The sequence below is a fragment of the Faecalibacterium sp. OF03-6AC genome, from assembly GCF_003478175.1.
Classification (GTDB): domain Bacteria; phylum Bacillota; class Clostridia; order Oscillospirales; family Ruminococcaceae; genus Faecalibacterium; species Faecalibacterium taiwanense.
Map to the genome: position 1 here is coordinate 79,250 of NZ_QUEN01000006.1, position 20,683 is coordinate 99,932.

Consider the following 20,683-nt stretch of genomic DNA (forward strand, 5'->3'; position numbering starts at 1 on the left):
TCTGAAAAAGGAGAAAGCACAATGGCTAAATTTGTTGAAGTGGACGTTCGCGGCCTTTCCTGCCCTGAACCGGTGTTGCTGACGATGGATGCGATGGAAGAGCATCCGGGCGAGATGATCCGCGTTCTCGGTGATGAAGCGCACACCCGCAAAAACATTGAAAAAATGCTGGAATATGAACACAAGGACGGTCAGACGACCACGCGGGCGGATGGCTGTTTTGAGATCACCTTTCAGGCATAACGGCAGCGTATGAGAGCAAAAAAGCCCTATCAGGTTTTGACATTCTACACTACTTCTGCGGTCATGGAACTGGAAGCCTTTTGCAAACAGAACGGGATTCCCGGCAGGCTGATCCCTGTTCCGCGGGAACTTTCTGCTGGCTGCGGGATCGCATGGCGGATGGAACCGGATGCGTACCGGCAGCATTCCGGCCTGCTTGCAGAGTGCCCTGTTGAAATCGAACAGACCAAAGAAGTTCTGCTATAACAAAATCGTCCCCTCCGTGCAGACCCGGATCTCGCTTTCCGGGTATCTGCGCGGAGGGGACTTATTGTTTTATCAGAGTTTTGTCGTCCACAGGCCATGCAGATTGCAGTAGGCATAAACTGCCACCGGCGTTTCCTCCCCCAGCTCAAAAACCGCTCTGGGTGCCTCGCCCGGATGGAGATAACGGATGTGGCCGCCCTGCGCCGTTTCCACATAGAGCCACTGGATATGGTGGACATCCACCATCGGGTGCTCCACCGCGCCCACCGTGACGGTCAGGGTGCTGCCGGAGCGCTCGACCACCGGCAGATGCTTTTCTCCGCCGGCTTCCACGGTGTTGGGAATCAGCTCCCGCAGTTTTTCACCGCAGCAGAGCATCGGAACGCCTGCATCGTGGAGTGTGGTGATGAGGTTACCACAGTGGTCACAGATGTAAAACTTTGCACTCATATCGAAATCCTCCCTGAGAATGTTTTGTGTTTCTTGTGTCTATATGATAACAATTCTCAGTTTTAATTTCCGTGATTGGGTCACAGAAGGAAGGATTATTTTGTCAGACACGCAGGAATTGGATCACTTTTTTCCTTTTCGGAGATAAAGAATTGCGGTAACAAGACACATCCCTGCAATTCCTGCCAGAAATGAATTGGAATAGTTCTTTGTCAAAATGGCCCAAAGGTTGATTGACACAAAGACAATTAAAAATATAACACCGATTATCCTATTTTTCATCTCTGTTACCCCCTGCAACTTCCGATTTATCGTCACAAGTATATCATACTACCACCTGCAGGAAAAGGCACAGACGCAATAAATATCCCCCGGCTCCGCCGGGGGATATTTATTTGTTTATGAGTCTCTTGGAAAAAGGCGTTCTCACCCTTCCATCTTCTGGATCACCGCACCCAGCCAGCGGCACAGGGTCTCCCCGGCCTGATTGGCGATCTCCAGCACGCGGGCGTGGCTGTGCTTCACCGTCTGGATGCCGGTGGCCATGTTCGTGATACAGCTGACGGCCAGCACCTTCATCCCCAGATAATTGCAGACCATGGTTTCCGGCACGGTGCTCATTCCCACAGCATCGGCACCCATGCCCGCAAAGGCACGGATCTCAGCGGCCGTTTCGTAGCAGGGACCCATGAAGCCCAGATAAACGCCCTCTTGATAGGAAATGCCCAGCTCGTCGGCGGTCTGTTTGGCGAGATTCCGCAGTTCCAGACTGTACGGCTCGGTCATGTCCGGGAAACGCGGGCCGAAGCGCTCGTCGTTGGGGCCGATGAGCGGGTTCGTACCCATCATGTTGATGAAGTCGGTAATGAGCATCAGGGTGCCCGGCGCAAACTCCCGGTTGATGCCGCCGCAGGCATTGGTCAGCACCACCTGTTCCACACCCAGCAGTTTCAGGACATAGAACGGGTAGCAGACTTCCTTCATGGAGTAGCCCTCATAAAAGTGGAACCGTCCTTCCAGCGCATAGACCTCTTTCTCGCCCAGCTTGCCTGCCAGCAACGCACCTTTGTGGCCTGCTACTGTAGACACCGGGAAATTCGGAATGTCTTTATAGGGCAGTTCTTCCGTCTCGGAAAAGTCTGCGGTCAGATTACCAAGGCCGGAGCCGAGCACCACCGCGATTTTCGGGCGTTTGGTGGTATGCATTTTGATATACTCGGCGCTCTCCTGTGCTTTTTCATAAAGATATTCCATAGGTTTTCTCCTTTGCTGTTGTATGCATTCACTCTTCCATTCGTTCCTGTAGCTGTTTCACCGCGTCTTGCAATACATTGCTGAATTGCTTCAGGTCATCTTCCGTGATAATTTTCTCATGCAGCAGATTGACCAGCGTATACGGCAGATCCGTTTTACGAAGTTCCATCTGAACACCCAGACTTTTTCGATCCTCACGGATGCGTCGATTCAGCCCCCAGAACTTATCAGATGCCAGACCATCCCCGTTCAGCAGATCAATATATTGATGATTCAACTTTTCAATATACTCGACGGCCTCTTTGGGGCAATCGCAGATGCAGGCCATGCAGTGGGTGCAATGTTTGCCCCAGACCGGCTTGCCGTTTTCCAGCCGGATATTGTTCAGGGGGCACAGCTCCACGCACTTGCCGCATCCGATACAGGCATCCGTTGCCCGGAAGGCATCCGCCTTCACAAAAAAGCGATAGAACGCCGGGTTTACCGGGCCGCTCATAAAGCGGTCGTAGCGGGTGTCTCTCAGTGGAGAAAATTCCTGCCCAGCTCTGACCTGCGCCAGCGCCTTCTGAAGCGCAGGCTCTGCCTGCTCCACGATGCTCCGGGCCTGCTCTTTTTGCGGCGCATTGAACATGGCAATGTAGTTTTCCGGCATGATGATCTGAGCTGTACCCATGTACCGCAGGTGCTTTTGCGCCGCAAGCTGCCGGTTATATTTTGCCGCATTGCCGATCTCGCTGCCGCAATCCATCACAAACCAGATGCGCTCTGCCCCGGTCAGCTCGGTGTTGCCCAGCCACTGGGACACCACCCGGGGAATACGCCATGCGTAGGTAGGCGTGACCAGCACCACATCCTGCCCGGTCTGCACCGGGGCGGTATCCCCTGCCTTGATGCAGGTGTTCAGGTCGTAAAGCGGCATATCCAGCCCTTCGGCAATGCGCCGTGCCAGATACCGTCTGTTGCCGGTTCCTGTAAAATAAAGTACCATGGCTGTTCCCTCGTTTTTGTATGGTTTTTTAGATGCCTGTCTGCCCGGCAAACTGGAAGTTGTCGATTTCAAACAGCAAGAAATAAATCTCTCCACCCTCATCAGTTTAATTTTCGTTTGGATTAACGATTTCTTTTTCCTGTATTCTCTGTCCCTCGGATTTCCTCATGATAGAAATAATCTACGATCACCGGATGTCCCTGCGGGACTCTGCCATAAGGCATTTCATTATCCACAAAGGGACAATCATACTTCTTAGCCATTTCCTCAGCTTTTACTTCAAGTGCTTCAAAGTAGCTGCGGTTATGCTTGTTATAAATCTCGTCGTAAAGCGGCACAAGATCAGGATATTTTCCGGCGATATAATCCATAATTGTCTTTTTGAAACCACCTCGAAGATTGAGATTTTCGAGCCAGAACAGATCGCACTGATCCTTTACCCGCTCAAAGATTGCTTCAAAATCCGTGATACCGGGGAATACCGGGGATACGAAACAGACTGTACGGATACCTGCTTCATATACCTGCTTCATAGCAGCGATACGGCGCTCAATGCTAGAAGCAGAGTCCATATCGTTCTTGAAATTTTCATCTAGTGTGTTGATCGACCATGAAACGGTTACTCGTCCAAGCTTCTTCAGCAGATCAATATCCCGTACCACAAGATCCGACTTTGTGCAGATCAGAATATCTGCGTCACTGCCAATTAGCTGCTCCAGAAGTTTTCTGGTATTCCCAAAATGCTCCTCCTGTGGATTGTAGCCATCTGTCACAGAACCGATGACCACCCGCTGTCCGGCATATTTCTTCAGATTCTTAATTTCCGGCCAATGCTTCACATCAAGGAAAGTGCCCCATTCCTCCTTATGTCCGGTAAAGCGCTTCATAAAAGAAGCATAGCAATACTTGCAGGCATGTGTACAGCCTACATATGGATTGACCGAGTAACCGCCTACCGGCAGACTGGACTTAGTCATGATGTCCTTTGTTTCCACTTCATTAATGAGGATTCCATTTATTACTTTTGCCATAATCTCTGTACCTCCAACACTTTATTGAATTCTTCCGGCATTTCCTGAATCATATTTTCATCCCCTATGATAGGAACAAGGTCTTCCTTCATAAACACCGGAATGTCAAGCACATGCGCCTGATCTGCCAGAGACCATGCCCACTCCGGCTCCGTATGAACCTTCCTGCTCTGAACTCCGGTCATGGTGCCGACAACGATCCAGTTGATTCCGGAAAGATCAACTGAACCAGGATTGTCGAATAGCGGCTCAAAGGTAACATGGTAGTGTTTTGCTCTGACATTTTCCCGTAGTGCGTCAATACGCCACAGTTCTGCTTTTCTCGTCACCGTAACGCCAAACCATGCGTTTTCCAGCTCGGTATCAAAATCCAGCAGATCTGGTCGCTTTGTAAGGAACAAGAACTGATGCTGTGGATTTTCACGGATTTTTGCAAATACCTCGTCTCTCCATTCTGGCTTCCAGCCGGAAAAATCGCTCATGCCGGTAAGAAAAAAGTTCTGCGGACGTTTCTTTTCCATCATCTTGAGCTTACCCGGAAAGAATTCAGGGGCAGCAAAGTCATCAATCATATGCCAGCGTTTCACATTATTGCGGGCATAGCAATATACACACCCCACTGTACATCCGATGACGATATTCATGTTTTGAATCTGATCTTTGATGCAAATACTCATGATTTCTGCCACTCCTCAAGATTCTTTCTGATACGGTCGAGGCATTCCTCAAACCGGGTAATTTCTTCCTCCGAAAAACCTTTGTAGTAAATACTGCCCATTTCATCAGATACAGAATCGTATTCGTCCTTTAAGGCATCTGCTTTTTCAGTCAGAAACAGGAGTGTTTTCCTTTTGTCCGTTTCAGACTGAACGCGTCTTATCAGCCCTTGATTTTCCATTCTTTCCAGCATCGTAGTAAGAGAAGTTAACGCTAATCCACATTTGATTGAGAGTGACCTGATTGAGATTCCATCTTCCTGCCACAGTACATAAAGAATACGCCCTTGGGCTCCGTTAAACGCATCAATATTCTTTTCGCTGAGAATCTTCTCAAAGATTCGATCTCCAAGTTGTTTTATTTTGGTAACAAGAAATCCGCCATTCACTTTCACACAAAAACTCCTATATAGTATTTTATCAAATAATACTATATAGGAGTTTTACTGTCAACAGTTTGTATGTCTAAGTAGAAGTAAATTCCGAGTTGCCGCTCTCTGTATATCATAGTTTTCGCACGCAAAAGACCTGCGGCAAGGTGTGCGCTTACACCTCGCCCACAAACTTCATGCCCCAGCTCATGCGGGTGTCGTACATCAGACGGGTCAGGGCAAGGCTATCCTGCGGGGTGTAGCGGTCGCTTCCGGTACGCCCCAGCTTGACGCAGCGGCTTGCTTCCCGGATCTCATACTCAAAGCCGTTGATGTCCACCGGGCAGCGGATGACCTCCGGCTCTTTGCCCTCCACTACCAGCGTCATGGTCTCGGCGTGCTGGAAATCAGGCAGAAAGATGCTGCCCTTGGTGCCCACGATACGGGCGTTGCGCTCCAGCTCCTGCCCAATGGTCTGGACAGACTCCGCCTTGCAGCCGCCGGGGTAGGTCAGCGCAAGGCGACTGTAATCGTCGGTGCTGTACTCGTTGATGTGGACCTCTTTGGTCTCCACCTTCTCCGGGTCCTGTCCGGTGAGGATGCGCAGAAAGCCCAGATTGTAGATGCCGATATCCAGCAGCGCACCACCGCCCAGACTGGAATCAAACTTGCGGTCCTTCCGGGCACCGGAGGCCACAAAGCCGTACTGACAGGTGATCTGCTTCAGTTCCCCGATGGTGCCAGCAGTAAGGATCTCGCGCATTCGGTCGTACAGCGGCAGCAGCCAGATCCAGAATGCCTCCATGAGAAAGAGGTGCTTTTCCTCCGCCAGACGATACAGCTCCTGCGCCTGCTCCGGGTTGATGGTAAAGGGCTTTTCGCACAGAACGTGCTTGCCATGCCCCAAGCAGAGCTTGCAGTTTTCGTAGTGCAGGGTGTTGGGAGTGGCAACATAGATAGCCTCCACCTCCGGGTCGGCGGCAAGGGCTTCGTAGGAGTCATAGCAGCGGGGAATGCCGTACTGCTGTGCAAACGCCTGTGCGCTTTTCAGATGCCGTGAGCCCACGGCAACAAGCTGCTCCCCTTCTGCGCCCATCTGTTCCACCGTAGACGCAAACTTTTTGGCAATGGTGCCGGTCGCTAAAATTCCCCACTTCATAACGGTACCTCCCATTTGATAGCTTTGGATCCAGTATACCATGATTTCTCTCTGCGGAAAAGATTCCGCTCCCATAAAGCCCTATTTTTCTGCCAAAAAACACCGCCTCCAAACAAAATCCTTGCAATTTTTGCTCTATCCGTTATACTGATAGAAAAAGGTGTCTTGACACATCAGTTTGGGAGGTACCCCCTATGAAATTTCTGATCGTAGTGGATATGCAGAACGACTTTATCACCGGCTCGCTGGGCACAAAAGAGGCCGAAGCCATCCTGCCGAAGGTGCTGGAAAAGATCCGCACCTATCGCCCGGAGCAGATCTTTGTCACCCAGGATACCCACCCGGACAACTATCTGGAGACCAACGAGGGGCGTCATCTCCCGGTGGCTCACTGCATCGCCGGCAGCGAGGGGCACGCTCTAAATCCGCTGGTGGCGGAGGCGCTGGAGGGCGTACCTGCAGACCACTTTATCTGCAAGCCCACCTTTGGCTCCACCCTGCTGGCGGAAAAGCTCAAGACCGCCGCCGGGACCGAAACCCCGGAGATCGAGCTGGTGGGTCTGTGCACCGGCATCTGTGTGCTTTCCAACGCCATCCTGTGCAAAGCGACCTTCCCGGAAAGCGACGTTTCCGTGGACGCTGCCTGCTGCGCCTGCGTCACGCCCCAGTCCCATGACACGGCACTTTCTGCCATGAAGCTGTGCCAAATTGATATCAACAACCAGGGCAGCGAGCCTTGGAGACCGTGAGAGCTGCTTAGGGTTCGAGAGAAGGTGCCAACATGAAACATCGCATTGTGACGGCTGCGCAGATGAAGGAAATTGAACGAGCCGGGGATGCCCACGGTCTGCCCTACCTGCAAATGATGGAAAACGCTGGGCTGGCTGCTTAGTGGTCGTCGATGTACTCCTCCACCGAGGCAGACAGCTTGCGGCTCACCGTCAGAGAGTCCCGGTCGTAGAGCACCAGATATCTCTGGTACGCAATTCGACCGACCCGGATTTCAGAAGATGATTGCCGAAGTCAAAGCTGACCGAATCTCCGTTGTTATCATATGGTAATTTTTCTCCGGCCAAACGAAAAAGCTCGTCTGCAAGCCACGATATGTGGCAGCGCAGACGGGCTTTCGTTATGGAATCATTCTGTTTCAGTTATCCTGATATTCGCTCTGACTTACATGGCGTTCCGTAAAACACGCAGTCGTTCTTCAAACGTTGCTTTCCATGCCGGATGCTCGGAGAATACGGTGTGCTCCACCTGACGGACTTGGTTCAGTCCGATGTTCCGCACCGCTTCCACTGCAGCATCTTTTTGGCTCAGATGGCATTTTCCCACGGTCAGACAGTTTGCGCCTTCTGGCGTGTCGTACTGCTGAAACGCCCGGTTGAAGTCCATCAGGTCATGCAGACGGATGGGCTGATTGGTTTCGTTGTCTACCAGCAGACCCCAATTTTCCCAATGACGGTCGGTATTGCCCACCAGATAATCCAGAATGTTCATCATATAGTAGCTGGGAGCATCCAACTCTAAGATCTTATCCAGCGTGTTCCAATCATGGTTCGTGCAGTAGACGTCATAGGCTGCATAGGTCACAAGACTGTATTGCTGAGATGTCATGATTTTGCTGATAGAAACCGGCTCATTTTCAAACATCCCCTGCTCATACAGTACCTGATGGCAGTCAAAGCACCGGCAGATTTTGCTTGCCAGCACTTCACGTTCCACCGCTTCCCTGCCACCATCCTTGTAAAGATAGAAGCCATCCTCTTTTCGCACCCACGCCTTGGGGTACAAGCCGCCCGTAGACAGGTCATTTGCCAGAAGATGGGCGTTGGTCACCGTCATTTGATGCCCCCGCAGCGCAATATCCACAAGCGCATTGCTTAAAGAGTGTGCGAAAAGGTTGATATCCTCGAATCGAATCTTCTCGTTTTCTTCTTTCACCCAGAACACATCCAGCAAAGACAGACAATGGTAGGATAATGCGATCTGTGCTCGTTCCCTGTCCGTAGCACTCTGAGATGCACCGATACTGTTCAGGATTTCCTTGGCGTAGGTGCGATCCAACGTCAACATCCGGGAGGCGCACCAATAGTAAAAGTTCGTTACATTATTGATGCGCTCGTCAAAATCATCCGATTCCACCAGAACCAGATCATAGGGCATGAAATCCTCGAGGCAGACCCTGCATTCCCCTGTCGTGCTGAGTTGTGCCACACAGCTTTCCCGGTGCATGATCTCGTAAAACATGGTTTTCATCCCTCCCTGCGTTCTGTGTCTTGCTCTGTATTTATATTACCTTCTTTTTTCACGGGACGCAAGAGCTTTTACTTTTCAAAAAGCTTTTTCTGCTGCTCCATCAGGACGGTTTCGATACGCTCTTTCAGCAAAAAGTGGAACTGTTTTGGGTAATAGCATGCAGCGTCAAATAATTTCCAGCCATTTGTGATCCTCCGCCATTCTTCCCTGCGTCTTTTCAACAAGCAGAACCGGGTCATATTCCGGAACGCCAACAGCATCCAGATAGTAATCCAAGCCCTTTCGTGTTTTCGGAATGCATCGGTCTGCCAGAAAGGCCAGGAAGTCTTCCCATGAGGGCGTTTCGTTCACACCAAACGCAGTATCCAGTATTTCGTCAACTTTGTTTTCGATGCAGATCTGCTCCGCTGTAAAATCTGCCAAAATCACGGTACACAACGCATCTCCGTCATAATACCGATATTCTTTCAGCTGATGTCCTTTCTGTTCTGCATTTCTGCGGAACAGTTCCGAGTCTGTTGATGCAAGCGGTCGGACGGTGATTTTTTCACCGTCAAAAGAAAGTTCTACCCGGTCCTCTTTTGAAAGTCCCATCGCATGAAGCCACACTGCCGGGAGATTGACCGAATACTTTTCTGCATTCTTTCCTGCTGTTCCCCCTGCTTTTCTTCTCATAATTTTCACGCTGCGACGATTCATGCACTTCACCTTCCCTTACAAAAAGAATACCATATTGGCCGCCAACAATCAACGATTTTTTTGTCAGCAAAATTCCAAAAACTTATATAACACAAAAAGCCCCACGCTCAACACTGCCTCTGAATCTGACCGTCTCTGGTCAGAGCAGAAAAGCATATGTTGAGCGTGGGGCTTTGTTTATCGGCTCGGCTGCCAGCCGGGCTTTTGGTGTTCCTTGGGTTTGTAGGTTCCTTTGGTAGTATCGATCACCGCCTGCAGCAATTCGAGCTTCTGCCATGTGGGGCAGTTCAGACGGTCGATTTTTTCGATCACATAGTTGGCGTGGGCGGTTGCGACCCGTTTTCCGAGTTCGTCCCATCCCTCTTTCGTTTTGGGGTAATGTACCACCACTTCAATGGGGGCACTCTTTCGCATGGCTCACTCACCTCCGATTACATCGCTATCACCTCATTTTTACGGGTTACTGGTTGTCCGCTATTCGCTGCGGTTTCCGCTCAGAACGTTCAGAGCCAGACTGACCAGCAAAGCCATATCCATGCGGAGCATTTCAGCCTTGCTGGCATAGCCCATAAAGCGTTCGATGTTCTACGGCGATTCGTTCGCAAGTGCGTTTTTCTGAATCGATGTGATCATTTTGATCACATCGATCAACCAATAAAGGCCTCCGAATCTCTTTCTTATTAGGGAAAGATTCAGAGGCCTCTGTTTTACAATTTTTTCGGAATAGCGGCTTTCACCAGCAGCATCATGGGACGGCGCAGTTCATCCTTCATTCCGGGAATCCTCAGCATCTCTGCAGAGGTTCGTTGTCATATTCGCTGGTATGGAGTGGTTTCACTGGCTGCATTGAGCTTCTAATGGCCTCCAAAATGGTCCGATCCGCCGGGAGCCACGGAACGGAATCAATGTCATCTTTTGTCAGCCATCGTGCAGCTTCCGCTTCTTTCAGAACAAGATCGCCGGAAACCACTTCACACCAGAAGCAGTCCATGGAAAGATGAAACGCCGGATAATCGTACTCGATTGTCCCAATTAAATCCTCCACGGTGATTTCCGTGTCCAGTTCTTCTTTGATTTCCCGCTTCAGAGCCTGCTGCGGGGTTTCGCCCGGCTCGATTTTGCCGCCCGGAAACTCCCACTGGCCTTTATAGTCGCCATAACCGCGGGCAGTGGCGTAGATTTTGCGTTTTGCCTGCATGGAGTCGCAGATCACAGCGGCCACAACACGAATCGTTTTCATAACGTTCTCCTTTTGGATTCATTAGGCCGACCGTCAAGAAGTCCCACCGACACGATAGAACACCCTGTTTCCTGCTTTTCTTGCAGTAAGCAGCCCCATCTCATGGAATTTCATCACAAACGTCCGAATAGTTGCATACGCAGCGTTTCGGAAATCCTTTTCCAGCTGCTTTGTGGTAAACTCCTCTGCACCATAAGCAGACAGAACATACTCCCAGAGCAGCCGTTCTTTTTCTGTGATTTTTCCTTCCGCAAGAGCAGTTTGATATACCTCAAGATCAGTTTTCGGCGGGACTGCATCCACCTGCAGGCGGTTATAGACCTCATTGCAGAAGTAGAACAGAAAGGGAGTCATATCCGTATAGCCGGAAATCAGAGCATTTCTCTCCACGCGTTCGTAGGCTTTGTAATATGCGTCCTTGTTTTCAGCGATGTATCGGGAAAACGGCGTGAACAGTGCCGCAGGATAGCCCTGCTGAACAAGATACCAGAGGTGGAATAGCCGTGCAGTGCGTCCATTCCCGTCAAAATTCCCGTGGTTCCGTCACGGATCACATCTCCATCGGCTTATTCCCCACTTCGTCCAGATACGCATTCAAAAATTCCACTGCAAGGCTGTTGGGACGGATGTTTTCTCTGGCTTCCTGTGGGGTGAACCACTTGCAGCGGTCCAATTCGTGGTTGATATGCAGCGCCTTTGCGGTTCTGACGAAAGCCGTAAAGTTGCACATCAGCGTATTGGACGGCTCAAAAAACTTGGTACGGTTGAACCGGAGGTGTTCTACTTCCAGCCCGGTTTCTTCCCGGACCTCCCGCACCACGGCGTGTTCTTCTGCCTCACCGCGGTTCACATATCCAGCCACCAGAATATAAGAGGGCTTGCCGTACTGCTGGATGAGCAGAATTTTCCCGGTTTCCTCATCCACAACAATCATGCTGACCGCCACATTGTACATCGGGAAACGGTATTGCTGGCATTTCGGGCAGTAAGGCACAATGCCCTCTTCTTCCAGTTCTTTTTCAATCAATGCCGTACCGCATTCAAAGCAATGCTTCTGAATCATTTTTACACTCCAAACACCGTTTTTGTCAGTCGGATGCCTGCCGCCGTTTTCATCGTATGTTCCATAAAGGTTCGGATTGCCTGCTGGTCGTACCCGCTTTCGGACGCATTGACGATATAATCTGCCTCAATCAGAATCTGATAGTCAATGCCGTCGATCTGCGCCGGACTATGGTGGTGCCCTACCAGATACGCCACCCTATCAATTTGTGCAGCCGTCATGCCGGTATCCGCCAAGAACTCCCGCACCAGCGGGGCACCCTCCTGCTCCTGATATTTACCATTGGTGTTGCCGTACTTTTTGCGGCAGAGCGGGCAGGCGATATCGTGGGTGATGGCCGCCACCTCCAGAATAAACTGCGTGTCTGCGTCCAGCCCCTCCAGCTCACCAATGGTTTTGGCATAGGTCCACACACAGCTCAGGTGCGTGATGTCATGGATATTCCCTTCGGAAAAGGCGATCATCTTTTCCATGATCTGTGCAATGGTCATCATTTGTTTTCACTCCCGTTTTTAATACTTAAATGTTCACCTTGATAAACGCGAAGTTACAGAACCATTTCTCGTAACCAAAATGTGTATGTGATATTTTCGTATATTCCATCTACGTTTTTTCGGTAAAACACCTGATTCGTAGAGGGTGAATCCAAGGAACCCAAGAATTGCTGGTAGCTGCCAACCTTGATATAATCAAACACATTCATCCAATTTTCCGGCTCAATATCACGTCCAGAGTACAAACAAACCCTCTTTCCCATTTTTGAAGCCTGCTTTGCAAATATTGCTAGCTCTCTGCGACTTTGTGGTGTGTTTTCGCCTTCTCCCAAAAAGCAAACACACGTTGCCTGATAAAAATACAGCTCCAGCAGTTTTTCAAAGAAGTCAATAAGTGGTTCTCCATAATTTGCTTTTCTTAAATCTGGATAGTGACAATTCTGACAGACTTGCTGACATCCTGAAATGTAAATGCAAAGGCTTTGCTCATTAGGAACTTCATATGGACTCAAATCTACTTCTGTGTAATAGATTGATGCCATGGTGCTCCTCCAAATTCCGAGTTGTCGGTTTCAGTATACCATGCCTTCTCCCCACAGAAAAGCATGGCGAAAAACAAAAATGTCCCCGGAGGGCTTGTGCGTATGTTTTTCCAGCGTTTCCAATCTGAATTTCTCAGAACAGAATATCCTCCGGCTTGAACTTATCTTTTTCGGTAATGGGGCGGATCACCTTGCAGGGCACCCCCGCAGCGATGACGCCGGCGGGAATGTCATGAGTGACGACGCTTCCCGCCCCGATAACCGAGCCTGCCCCGATGGTAACGCCGCCGCAGACGGTGGAATTTGCACCGATCCAGACGTTTTCCTCCAGCGTAATGGGTGCCGAGGTGCCAATGCCGTGGCTGCGCTGCTCCGGGTCGATGGCATGACCGGAGCAGGCAAGGCATACGCCGGGGGCAATAAAGGCGCCTGCTCCGATGTTTACCGGAGAGGTATCCAGAATGACGCAGTTATAATTGATGACCGCCAAGCCGTGGGTATGGATATTGAAGCCATAGTCACAGTGGAAATCTGGCTCAATGCCGGTCATGGGAGAGCAGGTGCCCAGCAGGGTCTGCAGGATACTGCGCCGCTTTTCCTGTTCGTTAGGAGCGGTGCGGTTGTACTCCCAGCACAGTTGCTTTGCACGGTTCTGTTCCTCCGTGGGGGTGTTTTCATAGCCGCTGACGTAGGCGGCAGGGCGTTTCATAATATCCAGAGCGTTCATCGTGTTTGTCCTTTCCATACAGTGTTTTTTCAAGGATTATACCACATTCTCTGTCGGTGTGTAATAGGCTGCTTTTCCTCATTTGTTTGTCCGCTTGATCTTCTCCATCGCTTTGCCCTTAGCCAGCTTGTCCAAATAGCGGATCTCCTTCATCAGCGGCTCTTCGATGCTCTCCAGCTTTACGCCGCAGATGCTGCCCTTTATGAGCACCCGGTCCGGATTGAGCTGCGGAGCATCTCGAAAGAAATCTCCATACAGCGTTCCATTCTGCACCGCAGCCTCAATTTGCGGGGCGCTGTAACCCGTCAGCCACCCAATAATTTCATCTACTTCTGCCTGCGTCCGCCCCTTGCGGACTGCCTTTGCCACCAGCATAGGATATATTTTTGCAAATGGCATGGAGACGGCCCATCGGGTCGATCTCCGGCAGTATTTTTGTTATCGCGTATTAAAAAACAGCCGGAACGACTTTCTGCTGCGCTACATCGATGATGCCGTATGTATTCAGTCTGAGTTTTGGAATGACCGGAAGGCTGACGAAGGCGAGGGTCATAAAGATGCCGATATCTTCCGCTACACCATGTGCCTTGAGGGCATCGTTCAGCGCCTGCATTTTCGCCGCAACGCTCTCTGCGCTTTCGGTGCTCATCAATCCGGCCACCGGAAGCGCAAGTTCTGCCACGACCTGTCCATCTGCCACAAACGCAAGTCCGCCTTTGTTTTTCCGCACGGTGTTGCCGGCCAGCATCATATCGGTATCGTTGTCCCCTGCCACAATCAGGTTATGGGAATCATGTGCGATGCTCGATGCAACGGCTCCGCATTTCAGGCTGAAGTTCCCTAAAAAGCCAATGCCCACATGGCCGGAGTGATGATGCCGCTCAAAAACGGCCAGTTTTACGATGTTGTGTTCCGGGTCCACACCGGGAGCCTTGCCCGGCTGCCGTTGGAACGGGATGATTTTTTCCTCCGTAAGCAGCTCGCCCCGGTTCAGGCAGATGACACGCTCCTGCTCCCCGCTTTCCCGAAGTTCCAGGTCCTGCAGTGTGATCTCATCCAGATCAAAGGAATCCATAACGTGGGAAAATCTCACACGGTCGATGTCAAGCGGTGCGGGTTTCAGCGTTTTTCCGTGCTCGGCCACCAGCGTGCCATTCTTGTAAACCTGTTCGACCGTAAAGGATTCCAGATCAGGAACCACAACCAGATCTGCCCGGTACCCCGGTGCTACGGCACCGCGCTGCTTGAACCCAAAATACTGTGCCGGGACCAGCGTTGCCATTTTGACGGCCACCGCCGGGTCTGCCCCCAACCGGATCGCTTTACGGATGTTGGAATCGATGTGTCCGCTGTCCAGCAGGTCACCGGGGTGCTTATCATCCGTCACCAGCATACAGCGGCTGCAATAAGGCTCCCGGAACAGCGGCATCAGGGCCTCCATATTTTTGGCAGCCGTTCCTTCCCGGATCATGATATATTGTCCGCGCCGGAGTTTTTCCATGGCTTCCTCAATGTTGGAGCACTCGTGATCAGACTGAACGCCTGCCGCAATATAAGCATTCAGGTCCTTATCGCTCAAGAGCGGTGCGTGTCCATCCACAATCTTTCCCGCTTCGGTGCAGTCGCGGATCTTCTGCAGGATCTTCGGGTCACAGCGCACCGTCCCATAGGCATTCATCAGCTCTGCAAGCCCCAGCACACGGGGATCGCCGTAGTAAGGCCGGAGCTGTTCTGCGTTCAGCACCGCACCGGATTCATCCAGATCCGTGGCCGGAACACAGGAGGGCAGCATGAAATAAACCGAAAGGGTCAGATTTTTTGTCGTTTCCAGCATAAAATCCAAGCCTTCCAGCCCAGCAACATTCGAGATCTCGTGTGGGTCTGTGACCACCGCAGTGGTACCGTGGGGCAGCACTGCCTGCTCGAAAGCCGGACCACAGAGCATGGAGCTTTCGATGTGGATATGCCCATCGATCAGGCTCGGGCAGACATATTTGCCGTGCAGATCAACTTCTTTCCGGCCATGATACGTGCCCACGCCCACGATCGAATTTCCGCTGATGGCAATATCAGCGGTGTCGATCTCATCGGTAAACACATTGACGATTCTTGCATTTTTCAAAACCAGATCGGCCAAAGCATCTCCTCTGCCTGCCGAGATCCGGCGTTTCAGCTCATCAGACTGCATAGAAGCATCTCCTCTCTCTGAAGTTCGATTTTCTCACCTGTGGATCGGTTCTGCCCTTATTCTACCACGCCCTGCCGCTGCGGAAAAGATGTCGGGAAACAAAAATGGCCCCGGAGGGCTTGTTACAGCTCTCCGGGGCCACTTTATGTGCGTTGTGCCTTGGCGCACACGACCGGCGTTTTACTCGATCTCGATCAGGTTCGGGTTCTCAGGCAAAGCCTTCGTCTGCTGAGGAGCAGGCAGCTCGACGTGCAGGACGCCATCCTCGAACTTTGCGTGGATGTCTTCCTTCTTCACATCGCCCACGTAGAAACTGCGCGCGCAGGTGCCGGAGAAGGATTCGCGCCGCAGATAGCGGCCCTTCTTATCCTTTTCGTCGCTGCTGTGGCTGCGCACTGCCTGAATGGTCAGGTAGCCGTCGTTCAGATCCATCTGGACGTCTTCCTTCTTGCAGCCCGGCAGGTCAACCGCTACTTCGTAGCCGTTGTCCGTCTGTTTGACATCGGTCTTCATCATGTTTGCACCACGCTTACCAAAGGCGCCACGAGCCTCACGGTTCATAGCACGTTCCAGTGCAGCGTCATTCCAGAACGGATCGAAGAAATCATCGAACAGGTTTTCATGGAAAACAGTCGGCATAAGCATAAATCATTCCTCCAATCCCGGCGTTCGGGTCGGGGCAAAAAATCTGAAGCGTCCATTCAGAAGGGCTTTCCGGGGAGCCTAGCGGCTCTCCTTTTGCCCTTCCTCCTGAGCACGCCACTGTTATAGCACCGTTCATTAGCAGTGTCAATAGAAGAGTGCTAAAATTCATAAAAGAATAATACTTTTATAAAATCCTATGCAATCTTTTCAAAATTCAGTCGCATCATCGCATTTTATATCATCTTGGCAATCATGAAGCACAACAGCTCATACCCTTCCCGGATATCCTCCGGCAGACGTTTCAAAGTCTCGTCCCGCAGTTCCTGCGGCATCCCGTAAAAAGCTTCGGCAATGCCGCCGGTGATGCAGGCAAGGGTGTCGCTGTCGCCGCCCAGAGAGACCGCATTGCGAAGTGCATCCTCAAAACTGACGCTTTCCAGAAAAGCAATGATTGCTTCCGGCACAGTTTCCTGACAGGTCTCCACATGATGATAGGTCGGCCGAATTTCATCGCAGGTACGGTTCAGGTCATAACCGAAGGTCTGCTCCACATATTGTTTGATTTCCGGCTTGCTGTGGCCGGTACGGGCCAGAAAAATCACTGCCGCCGTGGCCTGCGCGCCTTTGATGCCCTCCGGGTGGTTGTGGGTGACTTCAGCGGTCACTTTTGCCATTTCCAGCGTTTTGTCCAGCGTATCGAACAGCCAGCCCGCTGCCGACACCCGCATAGCCGAGCCGTTACCGAAACTGCCATAGGGATTCGGATTTTCTGCGTGCAGCCACCGGCGGAACATCCCGCCGTAACCGGCATGAGGGTATGTTTCTCCCCAAATGCGCATCTCGCTCTTTGTTTCTTCAAATGTTCTCTCCGGGATGCCCTTACCTGCAATCAATCCCCGTGCCACCGCAGCGGTCATGACGGTATCATCGGTGAAGTGCGATTTCTCGCTCAGCAGCGGAAAATCCTTGTGCTTGTAATTGTTGTGGTCAAATTCATAGGGACTGCCCACGATGTCACCCAAGATTGCTCCTAACATGGCTGTTTCCTCCCTTATCTATGATGCCGCTTCTGGAAATCAGCTTCGATTTGTTCTTTCCACTCTGCGCCGATGGCCGCGCAGCAGGGTGCCTCCCGCATCCGGGAAACCGTCTCGCTGACAACGTGGTAGTTGACCGCCACGCCCTGTGCGTCATTCTCGAACCGCACAGCCCGGTCGGACGAGATGCCGAAGCGGGCAGCTTCCTTCACGGCGTCCATGTTGGCACCGAGGAACAGGAACTCCCAGCCGTACTGCTCTTTTTCCCGCTCGATCATCCGGCGGATCTTCTCATAGCTAAACCGTTTGCTGGCGTTTTCCAAGCCGTCCGTGGTGATGACAAAGATGACCTTTTCGGCACGCTCGCTCTCCGGCAGATGGCGCTGAATGTTCGCCATCTTCTCCACGCCGTAGCCAATGGCGTCCAGCAGCGCCGTACAGCCCCGGACGTAGTACACGGTGGAGTCCTTCAGCCCCCGCTCGTCAATGAGCCGCAGCAGCCGGGTGGTGAAGCTTTCACCGAGATTATCCATCAGGCTTTCCAGACTGCGGGCTGTCCTGGGTGCCGCGGCGGGTGCCGGAACTGCACCTAGCATCGGCACGGCGGCATCTTCTTCCAGAAGCCTCCGCCGCTCTGACAATTCCCTGCGCCGACGGCCAAATCCGTAGCTTTCATCGTTCTGTGCTACATAGTGGTCGTCAATGTACTCCTCCACCGAGGCGAACAGCTTCCGGCTCACGGCCAGCGAGTCCCGGTCGTAAAGCACCAAATACACGGTCAGGTCATGCTCCATGACGTACTGTGTGATGGTGTCCACCGCAATGCGGAAGGCCTGTTCTTTGGGGTAGCCATAGTTTCCGCTGGACAGCAGCGGAAAAGCCACGCTCTCACAGTGGTACTCTGCGGCTAATTCCAATGCGGAGTGGTATGCACCGGCTAATTGTTCAGCTTCGCCGAACCCGCCGCCGTGCCACGCTGGGCAGACTGCATGGAAAATATATTTTGCGGGCAGACCGAATGCCGGAGTACACACGGCTCTGCCCAAATCGCAACGGCCGATGGCTTCGCAGGCGGCGGTCAGCTCCTGCTCCCCTGCCGCCTGATAAATGGCACGGCTGGTGCCGCTGCCCTGCAAAAGGTTCCGGTTGGCCGGGTTGACAATGGCATCCGCCGCCACTTTGGTGATGTCATTGCGGATCATCAGAAACGGCATGGTGGTTCCTCCCTCACATGGTTTTCTTCATCCTATCACATCCGGCGGGGCGGTGCAAGGGGTGCTCTTGTTTCCTGTCCGCGCAGCTATTATAATAATAGGTATCGAAAGAAGGTGAGCTTCCTGCACGACATCTGGAATCCATGGCACGGCTGCGTCAAGTGCAGCGAGGGCTGCCAGAACTGCTACATGTATTTTCTCGACCGGATGCGGGACCAGAACGGAGCCGAGATCTACAAAACGAAAAGCGGCTTTTCCTATCCGCTCCAGAAAGACCGCACCGGACACTACAAAATCCAGAGTGGTGAGCAGATCCGGGTCTGCATGACCTCGGATTTCTTCTTGGAAGAAGCCGACCCGTGGCGGGCTGAGGCATGGGACATCATGCGCCAGCGCAGCGATGTGGTGTTTTTTCTGCTCACCAAACGGCCGCAGCGGGTACGGGAGTGCCTGCCGCCGGACTGGGGCAGCGGTTGGGACAACATCTTTTTCAACGTCACCTGTGAAAATCAGCGCCGCGCCGATGAGCGCATTCCCATTCTGTTTGACCTGCCCTTCAAGCACAAGGGCATCATGTGCGCACCCTTCATCGGGCCAGTAAGCATCCGGCAGTACCTTACCGCCGGGCAAATCGAGCAGGTCATCTGCGGCGGCGAAAACTACGATGGTGCCCGCCCCTGCAATTTTGATTGGGTCAAGTCTCTCCGGCAGGAATGCGTGGATGCCAACGTGACCTTCTGCTTTATCGAGACCGGCACCGTGTTCATCAAGGACGGCAGGCGCTACCACCTGCCAAACAAGCAGCTGCAAAGCCGAATGGCCTGTAAATCCGGCATGAATTTTCAGGGCAGGCCCATTCATTTTGACCTCGTGGACGACTGGGGCTACCCCATCCCGCAGGAAGATCTCTATGTGCCCCATTTCCGCGCAAACTGCGAGACCTGCGGCAGCAAGTTGATCTGCAACGGCTGCAGCGATTGCGGAAAATGCTTATAAAATAAAGGAGTTCCAGGAATCAATACAAATGAAATTTATGGCTGATCTGATGTGCAATTTCATCCGGCAGCGGGCGGAAACCGATGCAGGTCAGGGTCATGCCCTCTCCGTTTTCATCAAATTCTTCCGGTTCCAGCTCGGTGTGGCAGGCATCCCGGATAAGGAAGAAGTCTTTGTTTTCCACAAGGCCCAATTCCTCGGCAATTGTCTTTGCTTTCAGCAGTTGATTGCGGTTCTTTGCCCCGCAGATAGTTTTGGTAAAAGAGCCATCGAACCATTCTTCATAGGTTGCTTTCTCCAACATGATTTCTGCCCGATAGCCGGTAATTTCTCCGTCTTTCTCAATGGGTTCCACGCCCTGTCCCATGCCGATGGGGTCGGTGAGGAATGCCAGCGAAGCATGGCAGCACTGCGCCGCCAGCTTACCGGGAGACATCTGCAGGTCCTTTCGGGCAATGATGAGTTGACGCATTTTCTCTCCTTCTTATGACAGCTTGATCTTCAAATCTGCCAGCAGATTCACTGCTTCCGGCAGGGAAAATTTCGCATCCTTCAGGCGGCTGCCCAGAATGTCCACCCTATAACCGGCGGCATCCCGGAAATCCGCCTTGCGCAGGTCACACTGGTAGAATTCCGTTTCGTGAAGTTCCGCGCCCTTGAAATTCGCCAGCTGCATCTCGCATTTGGCAAACATTGAGCCGACAATTTCGTTGCCATCCGAAAAGTCGAAGCGGTTGAAGTTCATTTCGGTGAAGGTGTTATATTTCAGACTGCACTCTTTCAGCGTGTGAATGGGGTCTGGGAAGGCACCATTGGACATCAGCGGTGCCCACTCGATTTCATTCAGGCGGCAGTCCTCAAAATCCAGCGACTGCACCGAGGAATGGGTACTGCGCAGACCTGTGATCTCACACCGCACGAATTTGCACTCGTTCAGCGTGGTATGATCCAGTTCGCACTTGGTAAAAGAGCAATCCGCAAATACGCAGTCGGTAAAGTCGCAGTCCTCAAAAGTCTCCTCGGTGAACGACAGGTCAGCAAACCGTTCACCCTCACAATAACGCTCTGTCATAAAATTCTCCTGTCAGCGCAGTTCTTCCAGCAGAGCCGTGCAGCTTGTA

Annotated in this window: 27 protein-coding genes; 4 read left to right on the plus strand and 23 right to left on the minus strand. The window is 52.0% G+C overall.

Features of this window, described 5'->3' with window-relative positions; genetic code table 11:
• Positions 1-21: 21 nt before the first annotated feature.
• Positions 22-243: a sulfurtransferase TusA family protein gene (locus DXA66_RS08390; protein WP_097778273.1), complete on the plus strand. Its 222-nt coding sequence runs from the start codon at positions 22-24 to the stop codon at positions 241-243.
• A 9-nt stretch (positions 244-252) separates the two neighbouring features.
• The gene (locus DXA66_RS08395) at positions 253-489 is read left to right on the plus strand and encodes a DUF3343 domain-containing protein (RefSeq protein ID WP_097778274.1); all 237 of its coding nucleotides are present in this window, start codon (positions 253-255) and stop codon (positions 487-489) included.
• A 72-nt stretch (positions 490-561) separates the two neighbouring features.
• Here the strand turns inward: DXA66_RS08395 and DXA66_RS08400 are convergent, their stop codons facing one another.
• The 7 genes from DXA66_RS08400 to DXA66_RS08430 form a co-directional block, all read right to left on the minus strand.
• Entirely contained in the window at positions 562-939 is a 378-nt protein-coding gene (locus DXA66_RS08400) for a desulfoferrodoxin family protein (RefSeq protein ID WP_118528157.1), read from the minus strand.
• A 426-nt stretch (positions 940-1,365) separates the two neighbouring features.
• Entirely contained in the window at positions 1,366-2,193 is an 828-nt protein-coding gene (locus tag DXA66_RS08405; protein WP_118528159.1) for a purine-nucleoside phosphorylase, read from the minus strand.
• Positions 2,194-2,221: 28 nt separating this feature from the next.
• Complete coding sequence (locus DXA66_RS08410) at positions 2,222-3,181, minus strand: EFR1 family ferrodoxin (protein ID WP_347562860.1); 960 nt, start codon at positions 3,179-3,181, stop codon at positions 2,222-2,224.
• 122 nt (positions 3,182-3,303) lie between these two features.
• Positions 3,304-4,212, minus strand: coding sequence for a radical SAM mobile pair protein B (locus DXA66_RS08415; protein WP_118528161.1), 909 nt, complete (start codon positions 4,210-4,212; stop codon positions 3,304-3,306).
• Positions 4,200-4,889: a radical SAM mobile pair protein A gene (locus DXA66_RS08420; RefSeq protein WP_118528163.1), complete on the minus strand. Its 690-nt coding sequence runs from the start codon at positions 4,887-4,889 to the stop codon at positions 4,200-4,202. Before DXA66_RS08420 ends, DXA66_RS08415 begins: the two co-directional genes overlap by 13 nt.
• Positions 4,886-5,323 (minus strand): radical SAM mobile pair system MarR family transcriptional regulator, encoded by a 438-nt coding sequence (locus tag DXA66_RS08425; protein ID WP_118528165.1) that lies wholly within the window; start codon positions 5,321-5,323, stop codon positions 4,886-4,888. The genes DXA66_RS08420 and DXA66_RS08425 overlap by 4 nt, the downstream gene beginning before the upstream one ends.
• A 151-nt stretch (positions 5,324-5,474) precedes the next feature.
• A complete protein-coding gene (locus DXA66_RS08430) occupies positions 5,475-6,458 on the minus strand; it encodes a Gfo/Idh/MocA family protein (RefSeq protein ID WP_118528167.1) in 984 nt (327 codons plus the stop codon).
• 194 nt (positions 6,459-6,652) lie between these two features.
• Between DXA66_RS08430 and DXA66_RS08435 the strand changes: the two genes are divergently transcribed.
• Positions 6,653-7,207 (plus strand): cysteine hydrolase family protein, encoded by a 555-nt coding sequence (locus tag DXA66_RS08435; protein ID WP_118528169.1) that lies wholly within the window; start codon positions 6,653-6,655, stop codon positions 7,205-7,207.
• A gap of 424 nt (positions 7,208-7,631) precedes the next feature.
• Here DXA66_RS08435 and DXA66_RS08450 read toward each other — a convergent pair whose 3' ends face one another.
• The 14 genes from DXA66_RS08450 to DXA66_RS14550 form a co-directional block, all read right to left on the minus strand.
• Positions 7,632-8,708, minus strand: coding sequence for a hypothetical protein (locus DXA66_RS08450; RefSeq protein WP_347562862.1), 1,077 nt, complete (start codon positions 8,706-8,708; stop codon positions 7,632-7,634).
• A 174-nt stretch (positions 8,709-8,882) separates the two neighbouring features.
• Entirely contained in the window at positions 8,883-9,416 is a 534-nt protein-coding gene (locus DXA66_RS08455; protein ID WP_118528173.1) for an AbrB/MazE/SpoVT family DNA-binding domain-containing protein, read from the minus strand.
• A 177-nt stretch (positions 9,417-9,593) separates the two neighbouring features.
• Complete coding sequence (locus DXA66_RS08460) at positions 9,594-9,830, minus strand: hypothetical protein (RefSeq protein ID WP_005922522.1); 237 nt, start codon at positions 9,828-9,830, stop codon at positions 9,594-9,596.
• 370 nt (positions 9,831-10,200) lie between these two features.
• The gene (locus DXA66_RS08475) at positions 10,201-10,656 is read right to left on the minus strand and encodes a (deoxy)nucleoside triphosphate pyrophosphohydrolase (RefSeq protein ID WP_118528175.1); all 456 of its coding nucleotides are present in this window, start codon (positions 10,654-10,656) and stop codon (positions 10,201-10,203) included.
• Between the two features lie 33 nt (positions 10,657-10,689).
• Positions 10,690-11,046 (minus strand): hypothetical protein, encoded by a 357-nt coding sequence (locus tag DXA66_RS08480; RefSeq protein ID WP_187119391.1) that lies wholly within the window; start codon positions 11,044-11,046, stop codon positions 10,690-10,692.
• 160 nt (positions 11,047-11,206) lie between these two features.
• The gene (locus DXA66_RS08485) at positions 11,207-11,719 is read right to left on the minus strand and encodes an NAD(+) diphosphatase (RefSeq protein ID WP_118528177.1); all 513 of its coding nucleotides are present in this window, start codon (positions 11,717-11,719) and stop codon (positions 11,207-11,209) included.
• A gap of 2 nt (positions 11,720-11,721) precedes the next feature.
• Positions 11,722-12,213, minus strand: coding sequence for an HD domain-containing protein (locus tag DXA66_RS08490; protein WP_118528179.1), 492 nt, complete (start codon positions 12,211-12,213; stop codon positions 11,722-11,724).
• Between the two features lie 53 nt (positions 12,214-12,266).
• Entirely contained in the window at positions 12,267-12,755 is a 489-nt protein-coding gene (locus DXA66_RS08495) for a hypothetical protein (protein WP_118528181.1), read from the minus strand.
• 133 nt (positions 12,756-12,888) lie between these two features.
• Positions 12,889-13,482 carry a sugar O-acetyltransferase gene (locus tag DXA66_RS08500; protein WP_081458334.1) on the minus strand — a complete coding sequence of 198 codons (594 nt, stop codon included), beginning with the start codon at positions 13,480-13,482 and terminating at the stop codon, positions 12,889-12,891.
• Positions 13,483-13,560: 78 nt separating this feature from the next.
• On the minus strand, positions 13,561-13,881 hold the full coding sequence (locus tag DXA66_RS08505) for a DUF2200 domain-containing protein (protein WP_118528183.1): 321 nt from the start codon (positions 13,879-13,881) through the stop codon (positions 13,561-13,563).
• A 49-nt stretch (positions 13,882-13,930) separates the two neighbouring features.
• Positions 13,931-15,670: an adenine deaminase gene (gene ade, locus DXA66_RS08510; RefSeq protein ID WP_118528185.1), complete on the minus strand. Its 1,740-nt coding sequence runs from the start codon at positions 15,668-15,670 to the stop codon at positions 13,931-13,933.
• A 180-nt stretch (positions 15,671-15,850) separates the two neighbouring features.
• Complete coding sequence (locus tag DXA66_RS08515; protein ID WP_118528187.1) at positions 15,851-16,315, minus strand: Hsp20/alpha crystallin family protein; 465 nt, start codon at positions 16,313-16,315, stop codon at positions 15,851-15,853.
• A gap of 233 nt (positions 16,316-16,548) precedes the next feature.
• Positions 16,549-17,352, minus strand: coding sequence for an ADP-ribosylglycohydrolase family protein (locus DXA66_RS08520; RefSeq protein WP_118528189.1), 804 nt, complete (start codon positions 17,350-17,352; stop codon positions 16,549-16,551).
• Positions 17,353-17,366: 14 nt separating this feature from the next.
• Positions 17,367-18,566: a macro domain-containing protein gene (locus tag DXA66_RS14550; RefSeq protein ID WP_118528191.1), complete on the minus strand. Its 1,200-nt coding sequence runs from the start codon at positions 18,564-18,566 to the stop codon at positions 17,367-17,369.
• A 114-nt stretch (positions 18,567-18,680) separates the two neighbouring features.
• Here DXA66_RS14550 and DXA66_RS08530 point away from each other — a divergent pair, with 114 nt between their 5' ends.
• Positions 18,681-19,562 (plus strand): DUF5131 family protein, encoded by an 882-nt coding sequence (locus tag DXA66_RS08530; protein WP_347562863.1) that lies wholly within the window; start codon positions 18,681-18,683, stop codon positions 19,560-19,562.
• Positions 19,563-19,581: 19 nt separating this feature from the next.
• Here the strand turns inward: DXA66_RS08530 and DXA66_RS08535 are convergent, their stop codons facing one another.
• Positions 19,582-20,034: an aminoacyl-tRNA hydrolase gene (locus DXA66_RS08535; RefSeq protein ID WP_005946299.1), complete on the minus strand. Its 453-nt coding sequence runs from the start codon at positions 20,032-20,034 to the stop codon at positions 19,582-19,584.
• 12 nt (positions 20,035-20,046) lie between these two features.
• Complete coding sequence (locus DXA66_RS08540) at positions 20,047-20,634, minus strand: pentapeptide repeat-containing protein (protein WP_118528193.1); 588 nt, start codon at positions 20,632-20,634, stop codon at positions 20,047-20,049.
• Positions 20,635-20,683 lie beyond the last annotated feature (49 nt).